Origin of the sequence: Flavobacterium orientale (assembly GCF_014638005.1) — a bacterium.
Lineage (GTDB): Bacteria > Bacteroidota > Bacteroidia > Flavobacteriales > Flavobacteriaceae > Flavobacterium > Flavobacterium orientale.
Genome location: NZ_BMFG01000002.1, coordinates 442,010 through 467,002, shown reverse-complemented (window position 1 = coordinate 467,002; position 24,993 = coordinate 442,010). Strand labels below are relative to the sequence as shown.

General features: G+C 32.1%; 21 protein-coding genes. 1 reads left to right on the top strand and 20 read right to left on the bottom strand.

What is annotated here, in order from left to right:
• Positions 1-9 precede the first annotated feature (9 nt).
• The 17 genes from IEV15_RS04570 to IEV15_RS04490 form a co-directional block, all read right to left on the bottom strand.
• A complete protein-coding gene (locus tag IEV15_RS04570; protein WP_188361319.1) occupies positions 10-798 on the bottom strand; it encodes a hypothetical protein in 789 nt (262 codons plus the stop codon).
• A gap of 218 nt (positions 799-1,016) precedes the next feature.
• A complete protein-coding gene (locus tag IEV15_RS04565; protein ID WP_188361318.1) occupies positions 1,017-2,105 on the bottom strand; it encodes an agmatinase family protein in 1,089 nt (362 codons plus the stop codon).
• 39 nt (positions 2,106-2,144) lie between these two features.
• Complete coding sequence (kynU, locus tag IEV15_RS04560) at positions 2,145-3,425, bottom strand: kynureninase (RefSeq protein WP_188361317.1); 1,281 nt, start codon at positions 3,423-3,425, stop codon at positions 2,145-2,147.
• Positions 3,426-3,718: 293 nt separating this feature from the next.
• Complete coding sequence (queA, locus tag IEV15_RS04555) at positions 3,719-4,768, bottom strand: tRNA preQ1(34) S-adenosylmethionine ribosyltransferase-isomerase QueA (RefSeq protein ID WP_188361316.1); 1,050 nt, start codon at positions 4,766-4,768, stop codon at positions 3,719-3,721.
• Positions 4,769-4,928: 160 nt separating this feature from the next.
• On the bottom strand, positions 4,929-6,182 hold the full coding sequence (aroA, locus tag IEV15_RS04550) for a 3-phosphoshikimate 1-carboxyvinyltransferase (protein ID WP_188361315.1): 1,254 nt from the start codon (positions 6,180-6,182) through the stop codon (positions 4,929-4,931).
• Positions 6,183-6,230: 48 nt separating this feature from the next.
• Positions 6,231-6,449 carry a hypothetical protein gene (locus IEV15_RS04545; protein ID WP_188361314.1) on the bottom strand — a complete coding sequence of 73 codons (219 nt, stop codon included), beginning with the start codon at positions 6,447-6,449 and terminating at the stop codon, positions 6,231-6,233.
• A gap of 1 nt (position 6,450) precedes the next feature.
• Positions 6,451-6,777 (bottom strand): nucleotide pyrophosphohydrolase, encoded by a 327-nt coding sequence (locus IEV15_RS04540; RefSeq protein ID WP_188361313.1) that lies wholly within the window; start codon positions 6,775-6,777, stop codon positions 6,451-6,453.
• A gap of 1 nt (position 6,778) precedes the next feature.
• Positions 6,779-8,761, bottom strand: coding sequence for a DUF3858 domain-containing protein (locus IEV15_RS04535; RefSeq protein WP_188361312.1), 1,983 nt, complete (start codon positions 8,759-8,761; stop codon positions 6,779-6,781).
• 16 nt (positions 8,762-8,777) lie between these two features.
• A complete protein-coding gene (locus tag IEV15_RS04530) occupies positions 8,778-10,763 on the bottom strand; it encodes a DUF3858 domain-containing protein (protein ID WP_188361311.1) in 1,986 nt (661 codons plus the stop codon).
• A 3-nt stretch (positions 10,764-10,766) separates the two neighbouring features.
• Entirely contained in the window at positions 10,767-12,779 is a 2,013-nt protein-coding gene (locus IEV15_RS04525) for a DUF3858 domain-containing protein (RefSeq protein ID WP_188361310.1), read from the bottom strand.
• A gap of 3 nt (positions 12,780-12,782) precedes the next feature.
• Positions 12,783-14,801, bottom strand: a complete 2,019-nt coding sequence (locus IEV15_RS04520) for a transglutaminase family protein (protein WP_188361309.1) — start codon at positions 14,799-14,801, stop codon at positions 12,783-12,785.
• 7 nt (positions 14,802-14,808) lie between these two features.
• On the bottom strand, positions 14,809-16,704 hold the full coding sequence (locus tag IEV15_RS04515) for a DUF3858 domain-containing protein (protein ID WP_188361308.1): 1,896 nt from the start codon (positions 16,702-16,704) through the stop codon (positions 14,809-14,811).
• Positions 16,705-16,820: 116 nt separating this feature from the next.
• Positions 16,821-17,273, bottom strand: a complete 453-nt coding sequence (gene dtd / locus IEV15_RS04510; protein WP_188361307.1) for a D-aminoacyl-tRNA deacylase — start codon at positions 17,271-17,273, stop codon at positions 16,821-16,823.
• 15 nt (positions 17,274-17,288) lie between these two features.
• Positions 17,289-18,257 carry a ribosome small subunit-dependent GTPase A gene (gene rsgA / locus IEV15_RS04505; protein ID WP_188361306.1) on the bottom strand — a complete coding sequence of 323 codons (969 nt, stop codon included), beginning with the start codon at positions 18,255-18,257 and terminating at the stop codon, positions 17,289-17,291.
• Positions 18,258-18,358: 101 nt separating this feature from the next.
• Positions 18,359-18,880: a hypothetical protein gene (locus IEV15_RS04500; RefSeq protein ID WP_188361305.1), complete on the bottom strand. Its 522-nt coding sequence runs from the start codon at positions 18,878-18,880 to the stop codon at positions 18,359-18,361.
• Between the two features lie 79 nt (positions 18,881-18,959).
• Positions 18,960-20,042, bottom strand: coding sequence for a bifunctional 3-deoxy-7-phosphoheptulonate synthase/chorismate mutase type II (locus tag IEV15_RS04495; protein ID WP_188361304.1), 1,083 nt, complete (start codon positions 20,040-20,042; stop codon positions 18,960-18,962).
• Between the two features lie 48 nt (positions 20,043-20,090).
• Positions 20,091-20,927, bottom strand: a complete 837-nt coding sequence (locus IEV15_RS04490; protein ID WP_188361303.1) for a prephenate dehydratase — start codon at positions 20,925-20,927, stop codon at positions 20,091-20,093.
• 267 nt (positions 20,928-21,194) lie between these two features.
• Between IEV15_RS04490 and gldA the strand changes: the two genes are divergently transcribed.
• Positions 21,195-22,094, top strand: coding sequence for a gliding motility-associated ABC transporter ATP-binding subunit GldA (gene gldA, locus IEV15_RS04485; protein ID WP_188361302.1), 900 nt, complete (start codon positions 21,195-21,197; stop codon positions 22,092-22,094).
• A gap of 1 nt (position 22,095) precedes the next feature.
• On the opposite strand, the gene IEV15_RS04480 is transcribed toward gldA, so the two are convergent.
• The 3 genes from IEV15_RS04480 to metF form a co-directional block, all read right to left on the bottom strand.
• Complete coding sequence (locus tag IEV15_RS04480; protein WP_188361301.1) at positions 22,096-22,833, bottom strand: head GIN domain-containing protein; 738 nt, start codon at positions 22,831-22,833, stop codon at positions 22,096-22,098.
• 2 nt (positions 22,834-22,835) lie between these two features.
• The gene (locus tag IEV15_RS04475; protein ID WP_188361300.1) at positions 22,836-23,924 is read right to left on the bottom strand and encodes an acyloxyacyl hydrolase; all 1,089 of its coding nucleotides are present in this window, start codon (positions 23,922-23,924) and stop codon (positions 22,836-22,838) included.
• A 78-nt stretch (positions 23,925-24,002) separates the two neighbouring features.
• Positions 24,003-24,959 carry a methylenetetrahydrofolate reductase [NAD(P)H] gene (gene metF, locus IEV15_RS04470; RefSeq protein ID WP_188361299.1) on the bottom strand — a complete coding sequence of 319 codons (957 nt, stop codon included), beginning with the start codon at positions 24,957-24,959 and terminating at the stop codon, positions 24,003-24,005.
• Positions 24,960-24,993: the final 34 nt, after the last annotated feature.

Sequence of the window (24,993 nt, the reverse complement as noted above, 5' to 3'; positions counted from 1 at the left end):
AAGTTTATCTTAATTTCCTCTACCGCCGCCATCTCTTGTAGTAGTTGGAGTTGTTGTTCCGGTACTTCTTTGAGTAGGAGCTGTTGCTCTATTTTGCTGTCTGATTTGCTGTGTTCTTTCTCGAACTGCACGAGCATCAGGCTGAGGCAATCTTGTACTCGAACGCGTTTCTGCCGGTGCTACTCTAGGTGTTGAAGGGTTTGCTCTCGGTGTAGTTGGTATTGCTCTTGGCGTATTTGTGTTGGTTGGATTTCTTACCGCAGGAGTAGTTGATGATCTAGTTCCAGTAGTATTTCTAATTGAAGATGGAGAAGTATTTCCTCTCACATCAGCTTGTTGAGCACGAGTTCCTCTTGTGCCTTGAGCAGAAGACGTACGAGGTCTGGTTGGTGCATAATGTGTTTGATTTTGTCCTCTCACTCCGAGTGTTTGCTGATATGGCCATTGATTTCCAACCGCATATTGTTGCATATGCATATTAAAATTATTATAGGGCGATGGGCCATAATAATCCATTAGACCAACTTTATAACTATTGTACAAATCAAAATGGCCATAGTGATTGGGTAAATAATAGGCACTTACCCATCGGTTTCCCCGTGGATAAATAAACATGGATGAATGAACATCATAGTAAACCATCATATCAGGAAAATAATAATACCGCACCTGATCATATCCTACCGGACCCCACATTGGCGGTGGTTCAGGCTGATAAACTACTGCGGGACGGCTTGGTGCACACATGGTGAACAAAACCAAAATGGAAGCTAGTATAATTAATTTTTTGATACGCATAACTTAGTTTTTAGTAATAGTACAAGCCATTATTCAAGAATAATACCAAAAGACTATTTATTTCATCATTAAAATTACGGTTTTACATAGGTAACTCCAATTTAAACCTTTGAATTTAGTTAAAACTTAACTTTTAACTCAACCATTGAAGATGCTCGTAAAGAAAAACCCCAAAAAGTTCTACACTATTTTGGGGTTCTTTTATTTTTATTGAATGCTTAATTTCTTGGAAAAACGATTTTTTCTCCCACCTCCATTTTATTGTTTTTAGCTAAAACACCGCACATGTGAAATAACATTCTGGCACCAACATTACCATCCCAGTCGTCATTTTCTCCGGGTGCGACTTCAACTAAATCGAATCCGATGATTTCTTTATCGGTTTCTGCCAAACGACTTAATAAATAAGCTGCTTGTTCAAATGAAAATCCGCCCGGAACCGGAGTTCCCGTATTTGGGCAGTACCATGGTAAAAGTCCGTCAATATCAAAACTAATGGACACTTTTTGAGGTAAAGCAGCAATGATTTGGTCGCATTGTTGTTGCCAAGTTTTACCTTCAAATGTTTCTTTTTTCAAATCAGAATCGGTGTGAACCACTACTCGACTTCCTTGCTGCTTCACTACATCGACTTCTTGTTCGCAAAAATCACGAATTCCAACTTGAACAATTTTTGTAATATGAGGAATTTGTAATGCATTATACATAATGGATGCGTGCGAATAGGTAAAACCTTCATAAGCAATTCTGAAATCCATATGAGCATCTAAATGAAGAATTCCGAAATTGTCGTGTTTCTCTGCTAAAGCTTGATAATAACCCAGGGGCGTGCTATGATCGCCACCTAAAAGCACCACTTTTTTACCTTGATTTAACCAATGCAATGTCTTTTCGCGAACGGCTTCCACCATATCGGAACAAGCGTAATTGATTTTATCTAAACTTTTACGCAAAGCCGGATGATTGTCTAAAACAGCTCCACTTTCTAAAGCTTCAATAATTGGGGCTGCTTGTTTTTTATATTTTTTTGAATTCTTTTTTATTCCTTTTGGTGATTCGTCTAAAAAGATTCCTAATTTCCATAACTCTGGGAATTCTTGGTGATTTAAATCTACTTGAAAAGAAGCTTCTAAAATGGCTTCAGGACCTTTTGATGCACCGGAACCATAACTAACTGTTACTTCCCACGGCACAGGAATCACGATTATTTCACTGTCTTCAATAGAAAAAGGTAAGCCAAAAATAGTTGCGTCTGCCAAACCGGGTTGGCTGGGGTCGAAGGATTGGAGTATTTCTTGTTTAGTCATTTTTATTTAAAGGTACTAAGGTTCTGAGGTACTAAGGTGCTAAGGTTTTGATATACCTTTCTTCAAGATTTGTCCGAATTCGTACATATCTTCAAAAGAGCAGTAGAATGGTGCGGGAGCTAAACGGATTACGTTTGGTTCACGCCAGTCGGTGATAACTCCGTTCTTCATAAGGTAATCGAACAAACTTCTTCCTTGTCCGTGTAAATAAACAGAAAGTTGGCATGCTCGTTCTTCTTGGTTTTGAGGTGTGATGATTTCAAATTCGGTTCCGTCGATTTCTTTGTCAATTTCGTGTAGGATGAATTCTAGATAGGCGGTTAAAAGGTTTCTTTTTTTAATTAATTTAGTCATTCCCACTTCGGCAAACATTTCTACAGAGGCCAAATAAGGTGCTAATGATAAAATGGGTAGATTACTGATTTGCCAACCATCTGCTCCGTGAACGGGATCAAAATCGGGTTCCATTTTGAAGCGACGTTCTTTATTGTGTCCCCACCATCCGGCAAAACGAGGAAGTTCGGTATCGTGATGGTGTTTTTCATGAACGAAACATCCTGATGCATTTCCGGGTCCGGAGTTCATATATTTGTAGCTACACCAACAAGCGAAATCCACATTCCATTCATTTAGTCGAAGTTCGATGTTTCCGGCTGCATGTGCTAAATCCCAACCTACATAAGCTCCCGTTTTTTGAGCGGCTTCAGTTATCGTTTTGATATCAAATACTTGACCCGTGTAATAATTTACGCCACCTATTAAAACCAATGCTAATTCGTCACCAACTTCTTCAATTTTAGTTAAGATATCTTCATGTCTAATATTATGTTCACCTTCTCTTCGTTTAATTTCAATTATGGCATCACTTGGGTTTAAGCCATGAAATCTCACTTGACTTTGAAACATGTATTGATCAGATGGGAACGCTTTTTCTTCGCAGATGATTTTATATTTTTTTTCTGTTGGACGATAAAAAGAAACCATCATCAAGTGAAGATTGACAGTTAGCGTATTCATCACTGTAATTTCGGACGGTTTTGCTCCAACCAATCCACTCAATGGAATTGCAAATCGTTCGTGGTAATCCCACCAAGGTTTGTCTGCATAAAAATGGCCTTCTACGGCTAATCTTGCCCAGTCACTCATCACCTCATCAACATAGGTTTTAGTGCGTTTGGGTTGTAGTCCGAGTGAATTTCCCGTGAAATAAATTACATTTTTACCATTTATTCTTGGAAAAAGAAATTCATCACGGTACTTAAAAAGTTCGTCTTGTGCGTCTAATTGTTGTGCAAATTCGCGGGTATTTTGAAATTCCATGCAGTTTTTGTTTGTGTGGTAAAGATAGTAATTTTTTGGATTTTTGGAGACAGGTCGCGATTTGTCTGTGCGTTAATTTGAAATCAAAACTTGAAATGGAGCAACGATTGCGTGAGGGATAGAGCCATTGTTTGAGCTCTTTTTGTTTCAGCCCAGCGGGACGGAACAAAAAAGCGAGTAGCGAAAGCCCATTCGCCTTTTCGGCGGAACACGCCCAAAAAAAATCCCAACCTAAAAAGATTGGGATTTGGTATTATTTTAGAATCTAAAACAAGTTCAGATTGACAATAAAATTAAATTATTAGCATAGCATCACCATAAGAATAGAATTTGTATTTTTCTTTGATGGCTTCTTCGTAGGCTTTTTTCATTAAATCGTGTCCACAGAAAGCCGAAATCATCATTAAAAGTGTTGATTTTGGCGTGTGGAAGTTTGTAATCATGCAGTCTGCGATACTAAAATCATATGGCGGAAAAATAAATTTATTTGTCCAACCATTAAACGGGTTTAAAGTATTATTAGATGAAACTGAACTTTCTATTGCTCTCATGGTTGTTGTTCCAACACAGCAGATTCTACTTTTTCTGATTTTTGCTGCATTAACAATGTCACATGCTTCTTGGGAAACAATTAATTCTTCAGAATCCATTTTATGTTTTGACAAATCTTCAACTTCTACCGGATTGAAGGTTCCTAAGCCAACATGCAAAGTAACTTCAGCAAAATTTACTCCTTTTATTTCTAATCTTTTCAAAAGGTGTTTAGAAAAATGCAATCCTGCAGTTGGAGCGGCAACAGCACCTTCTACTTTTGCATAAATGGTTTGGTATCTTTCTTCATCTTCAGGAGTTACCTCTCTATTGATGTATTTTGGGATTGGTGTTTCACCTAAATCTCTCAGTTTTAAACGGAATTCTTCATAGGAACCATCATATAAAAAACGTAATGTTCTTCCGCGAGAGGTGGTGTTATCAATAACCTCAGCGACTAACGAATCGTCATCACCAAAATATAATTTGTTTCCGATACGGATTTTACGAGCCGGATCTACTAATACATCCCAAAGGCGTTGTTCTGCATTTAATTCGCGTAATAAAAACACTTCAATTCTGGCTCCGGTTTTTTCTTTATTCCCATACAAACGAGCAGGAAAAACTTTAGTGTTGTTCATAATCATTACATCGCCATCGTCAAAATAGTTGATGATGTCTTTAAATAATTTATGTTCTATTGTTTTTTTGGCTCTGTTAATTACCATTAAACGAGATTCGTCACGGTTTTCGGCAGGAAATTCAGCGAGTAATTCAGTCGGAAGATTGAATTGAAAATGAGATAATTTCATATAAAGTAATTAGTTATTAGTAATTAGTGACTAGTTTTCACTACTTCTAATTTTTCTGGATGCAAATATACGATTGTGAGATAGGCGTTGTCAAGTGTTTTGAGGTTTATTTTTAAATTAAGTTGCTGAGTAGCTGAGCCACTGAGTTTCTGAGGTGAGTTTATTGTGAAAATTGAAATCCAAAACCTTTTAAATCATCCCAAAAGGTAGGATATGATTTTGTGACGACTTCTGATTCTTCGATAATTATCGGAACTTTTAATGCTAATGGGGCAAAAGCCATTGCCATTCTGTGGTCTTGGTAGGTGGCAATATTTATTGATGGAATAATTGATTTTGAACTTTCTAGAGTCAAACTATCATTTGTCACTGAAATCGTTGCTCCTAATCTTGAAAGTTCGGTTTTCAAAGCTTCTAATCTATCGGTTTCTTTAATTTTTAAAGTGTGTAAGCCGTTTAAATTACAGCCGATGCCTAATCCGAAGCATGTTACAGCGATGGTTTGGGCGATATCGGGGGAATTGTTTAGTTGCGAGTTGAAAGTTGCGAGTTGCGGGTTACGGTTTTTTGAAAGTGTTATTGATTGGTTGTCATTGAAAACGGTTTCAACTCCGAAACTTTTGTAAATTTCAACTAAAGCGGCATCACCTTGCAGGCTGTTTTCTTTGTAGCTTGAAAGTGTGATTTGTGCTCCGATTTCTGATAATGCGATGATAGAATACCAGTAGGATGCAGATGACCAGTCGGATTCAACCCTGATTTGAGATGCTGAAACAAGTTCAGCATGACAAATAGCTATTTTATTTCCATTAAAAGAAGTTTTAACTCCAATTTCATTTAGCAAAGCTAATGTCATGTTAATATATGGGATAGAAGTTATTTGACCTTCCAGTGTGATTTCTAAACCATTTTCCAATTTTGGAGCAATTAATAATAAGGCAGAAATATATTGACTACTCACGTTTGCGGGAAGCGAAACTTTATTTTTTATTATTTTTATTCCTTTGATTCGGATTGGGGGAAAACCTTCATTTTCTTCGTAAGTGATTTCAGCTCCAAGTTGATTTAAGGCTTCCACTAAAATTTTAATGGGTCGTTCTTTCATTCTGGATGAACCCGTTAAAATTACTTCTCTTCCTTCTTGAATGGCAAAAAAAGCGGTAAGAAAACGCATGGCTGTTCCGGCATGGTGGATGTCTATTTCGCTTGTCCGTTGTCCGTTATCGGTTGTCGGTTGTTGGATTGCTTTTAACATCACTTCTGAATCATCGGAATTGGAAGTATTTTCTAAAGTAATGTTTGGATATAAGGCTTGCAACAACAACAATCTGTTGGTTTCTGATTTGGAACCGGTGATTTTAAGTTGCGGGTTGCGAGTTACGGGTTGTGGGTTATATGAAAGGTTTAAATTCATTTTTTTTATTTCTCAGAAAGAAACTCAAAGATAAGCAGGGAACAATTACTATTCATTTATATCCTCTTTATTTTTATTCTTTTTGGATTTATTTCTTATTCTTTCAAAAATAAAAATTTCACCTAATGCCATAAAAACTCCAAAAAATAAACTTTGAAAAACAATTTGTTTACTAGTTAATTCCTTTTCAAAAAAATAAAGCAATAATCCGAATAGTGGACTCATAACCAAAATACTCGCTAAAAAAACTGCTAAATTCTTATTCATTTTACTTCAACTTTTCATTGTTTTGATGCCTATCGTGGTCACGCTTGGTTTTGATATCCATTTTTTTATCAAAAGCGGCTTGTAAATCAACTCCGGTTTGATTTGCCAGACACAAAACTACAAAAACCACATCGGCTAATTCTTCGCCAAGATCTTTGTTTTTATCACTTTCTTTTTCGGATTGTTCACCATAACGACGGGCTATGATTCGAGCCACCTCACCTACTTCTTCAGTAAGCTGAGCCATGTTAGTCAATTCGTTGAAATAACGAACTCCGTGATTTTTTATCCAGTTGTCAACTTCCAGTTGTGAATTTTTCAGGTTCATGTTATTTCCTTTTTAGAATTATTGACTCCGTTTGTTTTTCAATGTAAAGTTTAAAAATATTTCTTATATCATCATAATAAATAGGACTAAAAGTAGCTTGATTAATATCAAAAGTAGATGCAATTGTAATTTTGTTTTTATCACTTGAAATGTTGAAGTTAAAAACTATACTGTTATTATGCAAATAAACGTTTGTTGGTTCAGGCAAATGTTCAATTTCATAACCTTCGGGTATTGAAATATTTATTACATATTTGTCTTGATTGGGAAAAATAAAATCAATTGGCATGGTTCGAGTTTCCGAAATAAATGGATTGCTTTTATTTGTATAAAAAAGTAAAGGATTAAAAATAATTTTATTGTCATTTATTTCTACTTCGGTTTCGCTCGAAAAAGAAAAAGTTTCAATTATAGTTTTTTCTAAATCCTTAAAATTATCAATATTATAATCTGAGATTTCAATATTGTTATAATCAGATTCTAATTTTTCTAAATACAAATCTTGGCTAATATTAGTATAAATAGTTCTAAAAATATAAGCCAAATAATCGTTTTTTGTGCTTCTGATTTTTCCATTTATCATCCCTTGCATATCAATATCTGCTTGAATAAAAGTTATGGATTTGGATAAAGTTGTAGGTGACAGATTAATTTCCTCAGATTCTTCAGATTCCGTTATCATAATTCCTTTATCGTTTAAAACTCTAATAGGTAAAATATTGAAAGTTGAATTTAAATCTGTTGCATCAATCAACATTTGTTTATCATTAATTATTGCTTTAACTATTACATAATTAAAATCTTCTCTGCTTGGGAAATAAATTAAGCCGTTATCACGTGTGCTAACCAAAACAGGATAAGCTTTGACACCTTCACTTCTAAGCATTATAAGAAGGTTCAAGTTTATATCAGCAACATTTCCATCGCCATTAATGTATGCTTTTTCTACTCCTAATTTTGGAAAATAACTCAAATATTTATTCCATTTAATTTTATGTTTTACATGGTCTAGAATAGCGTTGACTTTTTCTGTTTCATTCATAGAATCATTGACAACATTTTTTAAATCGTTTTCAAAATATCCTTTACTTTGAATTTGATTTTTAAAATATTCATTTTGAGAAATGTCTTTAGTAACTTCATTCCATGTATGTGAAAATTTTTCAATTGGAAAACCTCTGAAAGCTACGGAACTTAGTTCATTTTTAATTTTAATTCTATAGTTTTCATAATTGTCAACAAACGGTTCTTGCTTTAATGCTTGAATATTTTTTAAAGTGTATTTACTTTTTCTTAGTGTATAGTTTAAATAACTTGAGCCCATAGGAGATGAATAAAGAGATTGTCCATATTTTACCTCTTTAGTTTCTTTTTCAACTTTTGAATCTCCATTTAAAATTGTATTATATCCAAAATTAACCGGGATTTCTGTTTGGTATTCAGCAAAATTTACAGGTATTGTTTCCTGAAAATCAAAATCAGGTAATTTTACAATACTTAAAGTGATGATTTTATATTTGAATTCAATTACAGATCCTTCTTTTACATTGGGAAATGTAATTGTTTTCTTTATCCAATAATCATTGATTTTTTCTTTAAAAGAACCTAATGAGGTGAGTTTTGATTTTTTAATTTTATTGTTCTCTAAATTGTAAGTAGTTACCTCTGAAAAAGAAACGTAATCATTATCCGGATTACCCCAACCAATATAGTAGGGAATTGAATAATTTCCCCAAGAAAAACCTTCTTTTTTATAAATTTTTAATCTTACTTCATAATCTGTTTCACTTATAAACCCTGCTTTTCCTGTATAAATTAAAGAAGTTTTAGCTTTTTTAAACAATATTGCTGCTACAGCAGCAGTGTCTATTGAATGATTTTTCTCGCTCAACTCTTGTTTTGATACTTTGCCAAACTCTAATTTTTGAGCATTTAATAAATTACTGAATAACAACAGAAAAAAGATTATTTTAAACTTTTTCATTATGCAATAAAATTTATTATTCGATTTTTTTGAGAATTATAGACTCCGTTTGTTTTTCAATATAAAGTTTAAAAATATTCTTTATATCTTGGTAATAATTAGGTTCGAAAACAGCTTGATTAATGTCAAATGATGAATTTATAACAATTTTAGTAGGATCGCTTGACAAGTTAAAATTAATCACAATATCATTATTGGGTAACGCCACATTATACGATTGTGGTAAATATTCTACACGGTAACCCTCAGGAATTGTTATAGTAATCAAGTATTTTTCTTGAGTTGGAAAAACAAAATCAATTGGCATGAAACGTTTTTCTTCTTTAAAAGGATTCACGCTTTTTGTAAAAAAAAGCAAAGGATTAAATATAATTGTTTTATTATTCAAATTCACTTCGTTTGAATTTGTAAAAGAAAAAGTTTCTATTATTGTTTTATCAAAATCCTCAATATTTTCAATTTTATAATCTGATATGTTTACATTTTTGTAATCAGATTCTAATTTTTCCAAATACATTTCCTGATTAATTCCCATATAGCGATCTCTGAAAAAATAAGCCTGATAATCGCTTTTAGTAGCTCTAACTTTTCCATTTATACTACCATTTTCTTTTAAATCAGCCTGAACGAATGTTATTGATTTTGATAAAAAAGTAGGCACAAGACTGACCTCTTCTGACTTACCAGTTAGAGAAATCATTACACCCTTTCCGTTTATACTTCGAAATGGTAAAATATTTGAAGTTGTGTTTGGATCCGTTGCGTCTAACAAAACCTGTTTTCCATCAACAATTGCTTTTACAATAATATAATTGAAATCATCTCGACTTGGAAAGAATATTTTTCCATTTTTTCTAGTGCTAACTAAAACCGGAAAGGCATTAATTCCTGCGTTTCTCAACAATACCAATACATTTAAATTAATATCTGAAACATTTCCTGTTCTATTATTATAGGAATTTTTTAGTCCTTCTTTTGGAAAAATGCCATAAATTCCATTCCATTTTATTCTGTTTTTAACATGCTTTAAAATGGCATCTACAGTTTCCGTTTGGTTTGATGAATTACTTAAAATTGAATTCAAGTTACTTTCAAAAAAGCCTTTGCTTTCAATTTGTTTTTTAAAATGATCGTTTTGAGAAATATCGGTTGCAACATCATCCCAAGTTTCAGCGTATTTTTTTGGAGCAACATCTTTAAAAACTACAGCACTTAACTCATTTTTAATTTTTATTCTATAATTCTCTGCATTATCAATATAGGGTTCCTCTTTTAGAGCGGGAATATTTTCTAAAGTATATTTATTTTTTCTAAGCGTATAAGTCAAATAGTTTGTTTGATTAAAGGCCGCATTTATAGATTGGGTAATTATTTCATCTTTTGATTCTTGGTCAACTTTTGAATATCCGTTTAAAATTGTTTTATACTCATAATTTACGGGAATTTCAGTTCGGTATTCTGCAAAATTTACCGGAATAAGTTCTTGAAAGTCGAAATCGGGTAACTTTACTAAATTCTCAGAAACAAGTTTGTATTTAAATTCAATTACTGAACCTTCTTTAACATTAGGAAACGTAATTGTTTTTTTCATCCAATAGTCATTTATTTTTTCTTTAAATGTACCGTCTGAACTGAGTTTTGTTTTTACAATTTTATCATTTTCTAAGTTATAGGTTGTAACGTCTGAAAAAAAAATGTTGTCTTTTCCCAGATTTGTCCATCCAATGTAATAAGGAATTGAATAATTTGCCCAAGAAAAACCCTCTTTTTTATAAATTTTTAATCGTATTTCATATTTAGTTTCACACTGAAAACCATCTTTTTCTGTGTAAAAAAAACTGGTTTTAGCTTTTTTAAATAAAATTGCTGCAACAGCTGATGTGTCTTTTGGATGTTTCTTTTCAGTTAATTCTTGTTTCGACACTTTTCCAAAATCTAAATTTTGGGCCTTACTAACTGTGCTAAAAATGAATAAAAATAAAACTATGGCAGCATTTCTCATAAATTATGATTTTTTCAATACAATTTTATCTGATTGATTTTCAACTACATTTTTAAAGAAATTAGTTATTTCTTCATAATGATTTGGAGTAATAAATGATTGATTGATATTTAAAACCACATTAAGTTGAATTTTTGATCCGGTTGCTTGAATAGAAAAATTATATGTCAATTGATTATTATTTAAGGCAAATACTTGTGGTTTAGGTAAAGACTCCACAACATATCCTTCCGGTATGTTTAGTGTAATGATATATTTATCTTCTGCCGGATAAACAAAATCAATAGGATAATCTCTTTTCTCTAATTTAAAAGGGTTTTCTGATATCACATAATATAATAACGGAGAAATATACATTTTATCTCCAATGATTTCTGTTAGTCCATTATGTTTAAAACTATATTCTTCAATCACAGGTTTGTATAAATCTTTATCGTTATTTAAAACATAATCATCAATTTCAATATTTGTATATTTCTTTTCTAATGATTCCAAATAACTCTCTTTTGATAAATTCAAATATCTGTTTCTGAACTGATAGGCATTATAATCAAAGTGTGTTGCTCTAATTTTTCCGTTTACAACTCCGTCAGGTTCAATTGTTACTAACCCTAAAGTACTTTCCTTTGAAACAAATGGTGGAATTAAACGAGCAAAAGTTGAGGTGCCGTCTTTTCTAATTAATCTTCCTTCCCAATTCAGCACTCTTGTTGGTAATATGTTTATGTTACTGTTAGCATCTGTTGCATCAAGCAAAACAAATCCGTCTTGAAATTCAACTGCGGCGATAACGTAATTAAAAGCCGATAATGAGGGAAATAATGGTATCCCGTTTGAACGAGTACTTACCAAAACGGGATTTGCTTCTAATCCGGCATAACGCAACATAGCTGTTAGCATTAAATTAATTTCGGCTACATTACCGGTTTTATTTTTGTAGGCTGTTTTAACACCATCTCTACAATAAACCCCATTAAAATCATTCCATTTTACTTGTTTCTTAATAAAATTTAATATTGCTGCTACTTTTTCAAGGTCAGTATTTATACCTTGTAAAACGGCATCTATATCATTTTCAAAATAGCCTGTTTTTTTTAATTCATCACCAAAGCTTTCATCTTTATAAATGTTTTGAGTTACACTTTCCCAATCTGTAGAAAAATTTACATATGGCTTGTTCGGAAATCTAGTTCCCGCAATTTCATGTACTATTGATGCTCGGTAATTATCTAGATTATTAACAAAAGCCTCTCTTTTTAAAGGTTTGACATTAGTTAATGAATATTTTACCATATCTTCTCTAAACTCAATATTTGTTTTGATTCTTTCAGGCATAGATGTATTCATTCCAGGAATAACATCTTCTGTGTAGGTGTATGAGATATTTCTAGTTTTATAATCTTTAGTTACTGTTGGTATTAAAAAACCTTTGAAATGGCTATTGTAAACAAAGTATTCAGGGATATATGTGGTATATTCTGAAAAATTTACCGGAATTCCACTTTGAAATTCCCACTCCCGAAAATTAGAAATATAAGGCGAAGTAATACGAACTTTGAATTCAATGATAGAACCTTCTCTTACATTGGGCATTGTTATCTTTTTTGTTGACCAAAATTTATTTGTTTTTTCAATAAACTCTCCTTGATTATCTAACTTTGTTTTTTCAATCTTTCCATTCACTAAGTTATATGTAGTGGCTTTTGAAAAAAAAACTTTTTCTTGACCATTCCCTCCCACATAATAGTTTTCAGAATAATTTGCATATTCATATCCCTCCTTTTTATATATTTTTATTTTGGTAATTACTTCTGTTACTATCTGAAACCCATTATCACCTGAATACTCAAAAAATGTCTTCCCAATGTTAAACAATACAGCAGCTTCTGCATCTTTTTCGGTGGGATGTTCTTTTTCTTCCAATTCTTTAACGGTTACTTTTCCTAAATCAAAATTTTGGGCCTTACTAACTGTATTACAAATCAAAAAAAATAAAACTATGGCAGTATTTCTCATAAATTATGATTTTTTCAATACAATTTTATCTGATTGATTTTCAACTACATTTTTAAAGAAATTCTTTATTTCTTCATAATGATTTGGAGTAATAAATGATTGGTTGATATTTAAAACCGCATTAAGTTGAATTTTTGATCCGGTTGCTTGAATAGAAAAATTATATGTCAATTGATTATTATTTAAGGCAAATACTTGTGGTTTAGGTAAAGACTCCACGACATATCCTTCCGGTATATTTAGTGTAAGAGTATATTTATCTTCTGCCGGATAAACAAAATCAATAGGATAATCTCTTTTCTCTAATTTAAAAGGGTTTTCTGACATCGCATAATATAATAACGGAGAAATATACATTTTATCTCCAATGATCTCTGTTAGTCCATTATGTTTAAAACTATATTCTTCAATCACAGGTTTGTATAAATCTTTATCGTTATTTAAAACATAATCATCAATTTCAATATTTGTATATTTCTTTTCTAATGATTCCAAATAACTCTCTTTTGATAAATTCAAATATCTGTTTCTGAACTGATAGGCATTATAATCAAAGTGTGTTGCTCTAATTTTTCCGTTTACAACTCCGTCAGGTTCAATTGTTACTAACCCTAAAGTACTTTCTTTTGAAACAAATGGTGGAATTAAACGAGCAAAAGTTGAGGTGCCGTCTTTTCTAATTAATCTTCCTTCCCAATTCAGCACTCTTGTTGGTAATATGTTTATGTTACTGTTAGCATCTGTTGCATCAAGCAAAACAAATCCGTCTTGAAATTCAACTGCGGCGATAACATAGTTAAAAGCAGATCTTGAAGGAAATAATGGTATCCCATTTGAGCGAGTACTCACCAAAACAGGATTTGCTTCTAATCCGGCATAACGCAACATTGCCGTCAGCATTAAATTAATTTCGGCTACATTACCGGTTTTATTTTTATAGGCTGTTCTAACACCATCACTACAATAAACCCCAGTAAAATCATTCCATTTTACTTGTTTCTTAACATAGTCTAAAATGGCCGCGACTTTTTCATCTGTTGTATTTTTTCCTTGCAAAACAACATCAATATCTTTTTCAAAATAACCTGTTTTTTTAACTTCATCACCAAAATTTGAGCTATCATAAATTGTTTTTGTCACATCTTCCCATGTGCTTGAAAAACTTTTGATTGGTGAATTTGGGAATTTTAGCACTGTTAATTCATGGTTGACACCTGACCTGTAATTATTAATATTTCCAACAAAAGATTCTGACTTCATTGACCACAGGTTTTCAGCTATATACGTGGTTACAGCCTCATTATAAGACATCTGCTCATTAGAAAAATTTGAGGGTCTTGGATCTGTACCTGACCTTGAAGTTTTCTCAGTATAATTAATAGTTTTTGACTTACTTGTCTTTGAAACAATGGGCATTGAATATCCCTTTAATCTGGGATTATAGACATAATATTCTGGTATAATGGTTTCAAATTTTGAATAATTTACAGGTATTCCTTTTTGAAAATACCATTCCGGTAAGTTTGAAAAGAAAGGAGATGTAAGTACATATTTATATTCTATAATTGAACCTTCTTTTACATTGGGCATAGAAATCTTTACTTTGTTCCAATATTTATTAGTCTTTTCGGTAAATTCACCGTCACTCTTTAATTTAGTTTTTTCAATTTTACCATTTTCTAAATTATAGGTAAAGGCTTTAGAAAAGTTCACATTTTCTTTTTCACTATCTCCTACATAAATAGGAATCTCAACATCACCATAAGAGTAACCCTCTTTTTTGTAGATTTTTATTTTAGTTGTAACTTCTGTTATCATTAAAAACCCCTTGTTGGTGTCATAATCAAAATAAGTTTTCCCGATATCAAAGAGTACAGCTGCTTCTGCGTCTTTTTCTGTTGGATGCTCTTTTTCTTCCAATTCTTTAACGGTTACTTTTCCTAAATCATACGTTTGGCTGTATCCTGAAAATGTTATCAAAATAAAGAGACAAACTACACTAATTTGTTTAAAAAATTTCATATTGTTTTTAGTTATTTATTAATACTACTTTAGCATTATCATTTTTGGCAATCTGTTCAATAAATTTTCGGTAATCTTCATACTCAGCTTTTGTATAACTTCCTTTATATATTGTAAAAGAACGTTTGTAAGTAATTTTTTTATCTACTAAACTAACTTCAGTTTTATAATGTCCGAATTTTTCTTTTAGTTCAAATGAACTTGGTATAAATTCAATTGAAAATCCTTCAGGCAAGTCAACTGTAATATCATCAAAATCATAAAATCCTCTGGAGATTTCGAATGGTGTATTTCTATTTCTATATCGTTTTGGCAAAGACGTATATTGATTATAAGCATTTAATGCAAATAATATTCTTTGACCGCTTTTTGTTGCATAATTTTCCGCCTCCAATTGTATTTTTTCAGTGAATTCAACGGTGTTTTTATCATTTTCAAAAACCGGATTTTTCCACTTCAAATTATTAATTGTACCAAAATATGATTTATAATGTTTGTCTAAATCATCTTTTGAGCTTCTTTCTAAATTATATTTTCTATCATATTGTGTTCCACGAGATTTGATAGCAACTTCACCTGAAAGGGAGCCATTTTGAGAAAGGGAGTAATTTCCAACAGTAAATTGTGAATTGTCGTTTTCTGAATATATTTTTGTTTTGGCAATGCCGCCACCGTCCGGCTTAATAAGTAATGCATTTCTATCATCCGTGAAATTAGCTTGAAAATCAAATGGTGCTATTTGACTGGTACATTCCATCCATTTTAGTTCATTTCCATATGGAATACATAGCACTGCATGATTTCCTTGCATTGAAACAAAGTCCGGATCAATATCTCGTTGTTGTCTATCACCATAAATAATGGTAAAATAAGAAGTAACGCCAACCACATCAAGCAATGCACGAGTGTAATTTGATAATGCTTTACAATCACCATAACCAAGTCGATCTACATCCTTTGCTAACATTGGCTTCCAACCTCCTATACCTAATTGTATACTAACATAACGTGTTTTACTTTGCACATATTCAAAAACTTTCTGAGCAATCTTCATTTGATCCTTCTCATCACCAACATAAGCTTTTATTTTTGACTTCGTTTCTCCTGGTAATTCATCTGTACCTTTCAACAAATTTTGATAATACCATTCACTAAACTTTGTCCAATTTTCTGCTTCACCGTCAACTCCTTCTAAATGAAATTTATCTAATCCAAACATTACAAAAGGTGTGAATTTAATAATACTCGGAGCATATTCTTCTGTTCTTAATGCTAAAAGATTTTCAATTTCAAAAGAAATAAATCCGGATTCCTCTTTTTTTATAACATTGTTTTCTTCAAAATTTCCGGTTTTATATTTGAATCCCAGATCAGTTGGGTAATTTATACTTATCTTACTTTTTTCAACACTTAAAAAATAACCTTCTTGAGGTACCCATCTAGGCATAAAAGCTGTATTTGATGTTTCTACTTCACTTGTAAAAACAACAGTAAAAGGATAATTTATTGGCGTATAATCCAAAAACAAAACTCTATTGTCAGTGAATACTGAAATTCCATCTGCAACACTTTGATCTCTAAAATCTTTCTTTTTGAATTTTTTTATTTCACCTCCATGAGCATTTAAAATCTGAGCTTCGATTGAAATAACTTTCCTGGCATTATCATGGTTTTCATATAAATCCATATGCTGTAATCCGTATTCGTTAAAAACGGTTACTACTCTTTTTGACTTTATAGTCATGGATTTTCGGGATTTTATTATAATTTCAGTTTCTTGATTACGCAGACATGCATTTGCATTTTCACGTAGCTCTTTTGAAATTAGTAATTCTGAAAAATTTTGAGCAATTATATTTGTAGATACTAAAATAAAGATAAAAATGTAGGTGATTTTTTTCATGAGATAATGGCCTATTTTAAATGATCACTCATTTAAAAAATTAACAATTAATTTACTTTTTTTTTGGAAAAAATTAAGTTTTCCAAATATAAAATAATTCTTATGATACTAAAATTTTATTCTTTGATTTTTGTGTTAAATATTATCGTCACCGGACCGTCGTTTGTTAAACTCACTTTCATATCTGCTCCAAATTGGCCGGTTTGTATGCTATTTCCTAAATCAATTTCAATTTGTTTGATGAAGTTTTTATAAATTGGAACAGCAACTTCAGGTTTTGCTGCTTTGATATAAGATGGACGATTGCCTTTTTTAGTAGAAGCATGAAGTGTAAATTGACTCACAACAATCATTTCTCCGTTGACGTCTTTTAAAGACAAATTCATCACCTTATTGTCATCTTCAAAAATGCGAAGGTTCACTATTTTTGATGAAAGCCATTCAATATCTTCTTTAGAATCGTTATCTTCAATTCCAACTAAAACCAGAACTCCTTTTTGAATTGAAGCTACAATTTCATTTTCTATTTTTACTGAAGCTTCAGAAACTCTCTGGATTACCGCTTTCATTTTAAGTTAATTGAATTAATCTAAATCTTGATTTCTACCATCTGCGTAAATATCATTTCGGTATTGCTCTTCGTCTCCTTCTAGGATTTGTAGGTAACTTTTGTAACGAGACCAAGCAATTTTATCGTTTTCTAAAGCTGTTTTTATGGCACAATTGGGTTCGTCTTTGTGTAAGCAATTGTTAAATTTACATTGATCTTCCAATTCAAAAAACTCAGGAAAATAACCTTTAATTTCAGGTTTCTCCATATCTACGATTCCAAAACCTCTGATTCCCGGAGTATCAATAATTCTTGAATCAAATGATAAGTCAAACATTTCCGCAAAAGTGGTAGTGTGTTGTCCTTGTTGATGTAGATCAGATATTTGTTTGGTTTTTAAATTTAAAGATGGCTCTAACGCATTAACCAAAGTAGATTTTCCAACACCGGAGTGACCTGAAAACATACAAACTTTCCCTTTCATCATTTCTTTTAATGCATTCAAACCCTTAGCCTCTGTAGCAGAAACTCGCAAACAGTCATAACCGATTTGAGTGTAGATGTATTGCAAATACAATTGATCATCGGTCATTGCTTCATCAAACGTGTCAATTTTATTAAAAAGCAAAACTGCTTTGATGTGATAGGCTTCGGCTGTTACCAAAAAGCGATCAATAAAACTGGTAGTTGTAATTGGATTGTTGATTGTAACGATTAAAAATACAATATCAATATTCGAGGCAATAATATGTGTTTGTTTAGAAAGATTCACAGACTTTCTGACAATATAATTTTTTCTGTCGTGAATGTTATGAATCAATCCGGTTATGGCATCTGAAGTTTCATCTATTTCAAAATCAACTACATCACCAACCGCGATTGGATTGGTGCTTTTTATTCCTTTCATGCGGAATTTCCCTTTGATTCTACAATCAAAAAATTCATTATTATCTGCTTTAACGGTATACCAGCTTCCTGTAGATTTATAAACAATTCCTGTCATGCCACAAAGATATTATAATTCTTGATAAGAAAATTTAGATTTATAAAACAAAAAAAAGTTGCCATTTAGGCAACTTTTCTATATTTAAATCTTTTCAAAATTTAGTATTTGTAAGCCAAACCTTTTTTGATTGCTTGTGAACCTCCTAAAGAGTTAGAACTTGCCCCTACTGTAGTTTTATCAGCAGTTTGTAAAATAAAAGGACAACCCATTGCTGCAGCAGCCATTTTTAATTTTTTCTCAGCTTTTTTATCAGCAGTATTTCCAGTGTGGTAATTGATTAACCCTGTTTTACCTCTGATTTCATCTACTTTTTTAAGTCCCGCGATATATGATTTCTCTTCAAGAATCACTACTTTTTCCCAATCTGCTTCACCATTCACTACAATTTTTTCTGTAACTTCTTCAACTCTACCGCTTTTACCATATACAATTTTTTCTATTGCATATTTTCCGATTACATTTTCAGCGTCTTCACCATCGTACTTAAATACAACAGTATACTCCTCTAATCTAATTACTTTTCCATCTACTGTTTCTCCGTTGTGTTTGTAAATTTTATCAACCTGAGCTGAAACGATAGCACTAACAGACATTAATGCAATAAAAATAATTTTTTTCATGGTTATGTTTTTTCTATTAATTAAGGTGCGATATTACAAAAAAATATTACGTTACACAAAAAAATAAAATAGTTGCAAATTAATTGTTTATGATCTTCTCCTGATGATTAATACTTTCTTGGTGAATAGCTTTAAAAAGTTGAATGATAAATTCTTCGCTCAACCCTTTATGATTACCATCATTTATCATTTTATCGAGGATTTCTTGCCAACGTTTATTTTGTAAAATAGCCACATTTTTTTCTTTTTTTAAAGTTCCAATTTGATCGGCTACTTTCATTCTGTTTCCTAAAATTTCAAGCAATTTAGTATCAAACTCATCAATTTGAGTTCGTAATTTATTCATTCGTTTTGTAAAATCATCGGCATCATCCGTTTCCTTTCTTACTTTTAAATCAACAAAAATTTGTTTTAATTTTGTAGGAGTCACTTGTTGTGCGGCATCACTCCATGCGTTTTCAGGATCAATATGCGTTTCAATTATCAGTCCGTCATAATTCAAATCAAGAGCTTGTTGTGAAACTTCAAATATCATTTCTCGGTTACCCGTAATATGTGAAGGGTCACAAATTAAAGGTAAGTCAGGAAATTTATTTTGCAAATCGATTGCAATTTGCCACTCCGGGTTGTTGCGGTATTTGGTTTTTTCGTAGGTAGAAAACCCTCTGTGAATTACGCCCAATTTTTCAATTCCGGCATTATACAAACGTTCCAATCCGCCTATCCATAAAGACAAATCGGGATTTACCGGATTTTTTAATAAAACAATTTTGTCGGTTCCTTTTAAAGCATCTGCAATTTCTTGCACTGCAAAAGGGTTAACTGTTGTTCTTGCTCCAATCCAAAGCACATCAATATCATGTTCTAAAGCTAATTTGACATGATTGGCATTGGCAACCTCAACCGCCATTAAAAGTCCGGTTTCGGCCTTTGCTTTTTGCAACCATTTTAAACCAATCGCTCCAACCCCTTCAAAACCTCCCGGACGCGTTCTGGGTTTCCAAATTCCGGCTCTAAAAATGGACACGTCAGAATCTTTTAGTTCTCTGGCAATTTGCATCACTTGGTCTTCTGTTTCAGCACTACAAGGTCCGGCTATCACTAAAGGATGGGCTAAATTTAAATTATTATACCAGTTTTTTAAAGTTGTTTTATTTTCCATAGCTTAATTTCTACTGTAAAAATATAGTGTTTTTTTGATTTTTGGTTATTAGTTATTGAATTCCTTCCCACTTTTATATTCGCCTAAAACCTTGAAATGTGTGGTCATAATTTCTAATAATTTTTTTGCTTTTTCATAGTGCTTGTATTTTTCAAAAACTACATCCACAAAAAATGAATACTGAAAAGGTGTTTCAATAATTGGCATGGATTGAATTTTTGTTAAATTCAATTTACAATTATTCATCACATTTAAAACAGTGGCTAAACTTCCTTGCGTATCATCGAGTTCAAACTTTATGGAAGCTTTATTAATTTCTTCATGCGGCAATTCTTTGTTTTGTGTTTTCAAAACTACAAATCGGGTTTTATTGCTTTTTATGGTATGAATGGAGGAGAACAAAGTATTCAAGTTATACAATTCCGCCGCAACCGGACTCGCCAAAGCACCAATTCCTTTCAAATTATTTTGTTTTATATTTTTTGCCGCCGCCGCCGTATCACTACTTTCCACTAATTTAATATGGGGATAATTTTTTAAAAATTCTCCGCATTGCAATAAAGCAATAGGATGCGAATGAATCTCAGTTAACTCTTCAATTGACTGTCCGTTTAACACCATCAAATCCAATTGAATATCTAAATAATATTCACCAATTATGTGCAAATTATTTCTATCAATCAAGGCATAATTTGGAATTATTGAACCTGCAATAGAATTTTCGAGTGCCATAATTCCCTTTTGAGCTTTGTTCTCAAGCATCGCTTTTACAACCGAATCAAAGGAATTACATTCTTCAATTTTACATGAATCGTCAAAATAAGCCTGTGCCACTTGATGATGAAAAGACCCTTTAATTCCCTGAATTGCCACTTTTGTTTCCATAGTTTATATGCAAAAAATCCCGACTCTTTTGGAATCGGGATTTATATTGTTTGATGAATTAAAAATTTACCTTACACTACACAATACATATCCCGACCTTTTCCAAAAGAAAAAATAAAAGAAATTTGTATAATATACTGTGTTGTGCGAAATCATTATTACTGATTTAAGTTTTGCTAATATAGGAATTAATTTGAAAGCAAAATACTTTTATTAAAAAAAGTGAGTTAAATAAAAAACTTTACTTTTGTGATAAATTTATAGACCATGTCAATTGAAGTTCAAAATATTAGCAAATCCTACGGAACACAAAAAGCACTTGATGCCATTTCTTTTTCTGTAAAACAAGGCGAGATTGTTGGTTTTTTGGGACCAAATGGTGCCGGAAAATCTACTTTAATGAAGATTTTGACTACCTATATTGCTTCTGATGAAGGAGCAGCTTCTGTAGCCGGATTTGATGTTGAAAATTCAAAAAAAGACGTTCAAAAAAATGTGGGATATCTTCCCGAACACAACCCGTTATATTTAGAATTATATGTTCGCGAATATTTGACTTTCAATGCAAATGTGTATAATGTTCCCAAATCACGAATTCAAGAAGTGATTGAATTAACAGGTTTAACTCCTGAAAGTCATAAAAAAATTGGTCAGCTTTCAAAAGGTTATCGACAACGTGTTGGTTTAGCCACCGCATTACTTCACAATCCTGAAGTTTTGATTTTGGATGAACCCACAACCGGATTGGACCCTAATCAATTGGTTGAAATCAGAGATTTAATAAAAAATATTGGAGCCAATAAAACGGTTTTTCTTTCGACACATATTATGCAGGAAGTTGAAGCCATTTGTGATCGGGTTATAATTATCAATCAAGGAAAAATTGTCACCGATAAAAAATTGGATAAACTTATAACTGAAGAACAAGAACAACTGATTGAGGTGGAGTTTGACAAAAACATTTCAAACGATGATTTAAAAGATTTACTCAATTTAAAATCGGCAATAAATACCCACGACACTACTTGGGAATTTACTTTTTTAACCTCCGAAGATATGCGGTCAAAATTGTTTGATTTTGCAACTGAAAAAGGATTAAAAACGCTTCAAATTCAATTGAAAAGTAAAAATTTGGAAACTATTTTCAGAGAAAAAACTAAAAAATAAATCAATTCAAAATCAATCTTCCCGTATAATGTTGTTGCACATTTATACTTGGAGGATTGTTTTTTAAAATTGCATCTCCGGTTCCATATAAATTCCCTTCGATGGATTGAATTGGAAAAAGTTCCACATCGTTACTTCCGCGGTGAAAAAGTTTTATTGTTTGTGCTACCAATTGTTGTCCTTTGAATTTACCGTTTCCGGCATAAAAATTCAGACTCAATTCTGAACATGTACCATTGATGTAAAATGCAGAGGCATTATTACTCTCTACTACCAATTGAGAAACGGCTACATCAAAGTAAAAATCTCCTGTTCCTGCAGTTGAACCGTCGTCCATTGAAATCAATCGTAGTGTTGGAAAGGTTAATATACCTATTGAACGAATGGGTTGTTCTGTTTTAGAATTTATATTGATAAGTGTTGGTGTAGTAATTGTAACGGTGGTTTTTCCGTAATCTCTATTTAAATTACAATCGTTTTTATCTTCAAGAAAAAGCACACCGTCTTGAACATAAACTTTAATATTATCAATTAAATTTTCGCCGGCAACCACTACAACTTCTTGTTCGTTTCCTTCTTTAATATTAACAGCAATTCCATTTCCAATATATAGATTAGAAAATTCTTCTGTTTCAAAAACCTTAGAAACAAAATTTCCCGATTTTTTAAAACAGTCTTCAGACAACGAACAACTTGTCTGAATAAAAAGTACGACCAATAAAAAAATGCCTTTTTTCATAATTACAATCTTACCCCTATTCCCCATTCAATGGCTTCCGCTTTTGCTCCATGCGATTTCAATGCCACACCGGTAAATAGTTTTGGTGTTATATAATATTTCAATCCCAATCGTTGATAAATGTCCATTTCTTCTCTAAATTGTTTGTAAACATAAATTCCCAACTGGGTTTCAATGGATAATTTATTAATAAACAATTCATGTCCGGCAAAAACACTAACTCGCTTATAATCTGTATCTGGGTCAATCGGCTCCAACTCAGGAAACGCAATTGCTCTGTAAGCAATATATTCTTTTAAACTTTGTGTTAAAAATAATTCTGTACCAAGTTGCAAGGCACTTTTTCTTCCAATTCGTTTGTCTACATGAGTACTAAAATGATAAAATGGTTTTTGGCCACTTCCTACCACGCTACTTTCATTTACGCCAGTTCTAAAGGTAAAATTAAAACGAATAGGTTCTTTAAACTTGGCAATGGAATCCACTTTTGGATATTTAAAAGGTTCGCCTAAATTATAATTCAATCCTAAATTTATGCCATACGTATTTAATCCTCTGTTTGGAGATTTTATCCTACCGTTTGAAAAATGTGTAAAAAACAAACCGGCATTAAACCCAATAGGACCAACAAAATAAGGTTTTTGATAATGCAGTAAAAAATAATTACTACTCATAAATCGAGAACCAAAAGCATTGTTCTTAAAATTCAATTCCTTGTCATAAGGATTTGTTGTCATGGCAATTCCTTGAGAAATCCGAAACATCAAATTTCGATTTAAAAAGTAAAAATTATAATGTGCATTAATGGCGAAATTTTTTCCTAAATATTGATTTTCAAAGTCTTGAAACAAGAATGAAACACCATAATCGGGATAATTATAAATGGAATGCCATTCTTTAATTCCGGTAGTTTTAAAATTATAGCTTAGAATTAATCCTTGCGGATGACCCGTAATCAAATGATTTATATCCGGTACATGATTGAGAATGTTACCATGAATATAATTCAAATCGAAATAACCATTGGTGGTTTTTTCTTGGCCAAAAGTCAATGAGCAAAATAATAAAAACCAAAAAACATGTTTACTCATTCCTATTTTTTAAGAATCGCAAATATAATCGAATATGTTTAGGAGTCAAATTTTAAAGGAAATTCTCTATCATTTGGTTTAAAATACTTCTTTAGCAATTGCTTTAATATTCTCGGCTTTCCCCATCGAATAATAATGCAAAACCGGAAAACCTGCTGCAACCAATCCTTTTGATTGTTCAACACACCATTCGACTCCGATTTCTTTTACGGCTTCGTTGTCTTTTGCTTTTACAACGGCCATAATCAATTCGTCCGGCAAATCAACTTTGAATCGATGCGGAATCAAATTTAACTGCTTTTTGGTCGCAATGGGTTTCAATCCGGGTATAATTGGCACAGTAATTCCTGCTGCTCTGCATTTTGCAACAAAATCAAAAAAACGTTTGTTGTCAAAAAACATTTGGGTAATAATGTAATCGGCTCCGTTTTTTATTTTTTGTTTTAAGAAATGAATATCGCTGTCAACACTAGGAGCTTCCATGTGTTTTTCAGGATAACCGGCAACGCCAATACAGAAATTAGTGCATGATGAATTTTGTAAATCTTCATCCAAATAAATTCCTTTATTCAAATTGTGGATTTGTGTCACTAATTCGGAAGCGTACTCATTTCCTTCTTTTTCGGGTCTGAAATAAATTTCGTTTTTCAGTGCATCGCCACGCAATGCCACTACATTATCTATTCCCAAAAAATCCAAATCGATTAATAAATTTTCGGTATCTTCTTTGGTAAAACCGCCACACAAAATATGCGGAATGGCATCTACATCATATTTATTTTGAATTCCGGCACAAATTCCAACCGTTCCGGGACGTTTTTTCACAATTTTCTTTTGTAATAATCCGCTTGGTAATTCCTTGAATTCATATTCTTCCCGATGATATGTGACATCAATAAATGGTGGATTAAATTCCATCAATGGATCAATCGAATCAAAAATAGATTGAATATTTTGACCTTTTAAAGGTGGTAAAATCTCAAATGAGAATAAAGGTTTTCCGTTGGCGTTTTCGATATGTTGGGTTACTTTCATTTTCGGTTATCTGTTATCGGTTGTCGGTTGTCTG

Bases quoted from the DNA above. Each gene is read 5' to 3' on its own strand.
- IEV15_RS04530 (WP_188361311.1), bottom strand. From the start codon at position 10,763: ATGAGAAATGCTGCCATAGTTTTATTTTTATTCATTTTTAGCACAGTT.
- aroA (WP_188361315.1), bottom strand. From the start codon at position 6,182: ATGAATTTAAACCTTTCATATAACCCACAACCCGTAACTCGCAACCCG.
- dtd (WP_188361307.1), bottom strand. From the start codon at position 17,273: ATGAAAGCGGTAATCCAGAGAGTTTCTGAAGCTTCAGTAAAAATAGAA.
- IEV15_RS04475 (WP_188361300.1), bottom strand. From the start codon at position 23,924: ATGAGTAAACATGTTTTTTGGTTTTTATTATTTTGCTCATTGACTTTT.
- IEV15_RS04515 (WP_188361308.1), bottom strand. From the start codon at position 16,704: ATGAAAAAAATCACCTACATTTTTATCTTTATTTTAGTATCTACAAAT.
- rsgA (WP_188361306.1), bottom strand. From the start codon at position 18,257: ATGACAGGAATTGTTTATAAATCTACAGGAAGCTGGTATACCGTTAAA.
- IEV15_RS04500 (WP_188361305.1), bottom strand. From the start codon at position 18,880: ATGAAAAAAATTATTTTTATTGCATTAATGTCTGTTAGTGCTATCGTT.
- IEV15_RS04525 (WP_188361310.1), bottom strand. From the start codon at position 12,779: ATGAGAAATACTGCCATAGTTTTATTTTTTTTGATTTGTAATACAGTT.
- IEV15_RS04480 (WP_188361301.1), bottom strand. From the start codon at position 22,833: ATGAAAAAAGGCATTTTTTTATTGGTCGTACTTTTTATTCAGACAAGT.
- kynU (WP_188361317.1), bottom strand. From the start codon at position 3,425: ATGGAATTTCAAAATACCCGCGAATTTGCACAACAATTAGACGCACAA.
- IEV15_RS04545 (WP_188361314.1), bottom strand. From the start codon at position 6,449: ATGAATAAGAATTTAGCAGTTTTTTTAGCGAGTATTTTGGTTATGAGT.
- IEV15_RS04535 (WP_188361312.1), bottom strand. From the start codon at position 8,761: ATGAAAAAGTTTAAAATAATCTTTTTTCTGTTGTTATTCAGTAATTTA.
- gldA (WP_188361302.1), top strand. From the start codon at position 21,195: ATGTCAATTGAAGTTCAAAATATTAGCAAATCCTACGGAACACAAAAA.
- IEV15_RS04540 (WP_188361313.1), bottom strand. From the start codon at position 6,777: ATGAACCTGAAAAATTCACAACTGGAAGTTGACAACTGGATAAAAAAT.
- IEV15_RS04490 (WP_188361303.1), bottom strand. From the start codon at position 20,927: ATGGAAACAAAAGTGGCAATTCAGGGAATTAAAGGGTCTTTTCATCAT.
- IEV15_RS04520 (WP_188361309.1), bottom strand. From the start codon at position 14,801: ATGAAATTTTTTAAACAAATTAGTGTAGTTTGTCTCTTTATTTTGATA.
- IEV15_RS04565 (WP_188361318.1), bottom strand. From the start codon at position 2,105: ATGACTAAACAAGAAATACTCCAATCCTTCGACCCCAGCCAACCCGGT.
- IEV15_RS04570 (WP_188361319.1), bottom strand. From the start codon at position 798: ATGCGTATCAAAAAATTAATTATACTAGCTTCCATTTTGGTTTTGTTC.
- queA (WP_188361316.1), bottom strand. From the start codon at position 4,768: ATGAAATTATCTCATTTTCAATTCAATCTTCCGACTGAATTACTCGCT.
- IEV15_RS04495 (WP_188361304.1), bottom strand. From the start codon at position 20,042: ATGGAAAATAAAACAACTTTAAAAAACTGGTATAATAATTTAAATTTA.
- metF (WP_188361299.1), bottom strand. From the start codon at position 24,959: ATGAAAGTAACCCAACATATCGAAAACGCCAACGGAAAACCTTTATTC.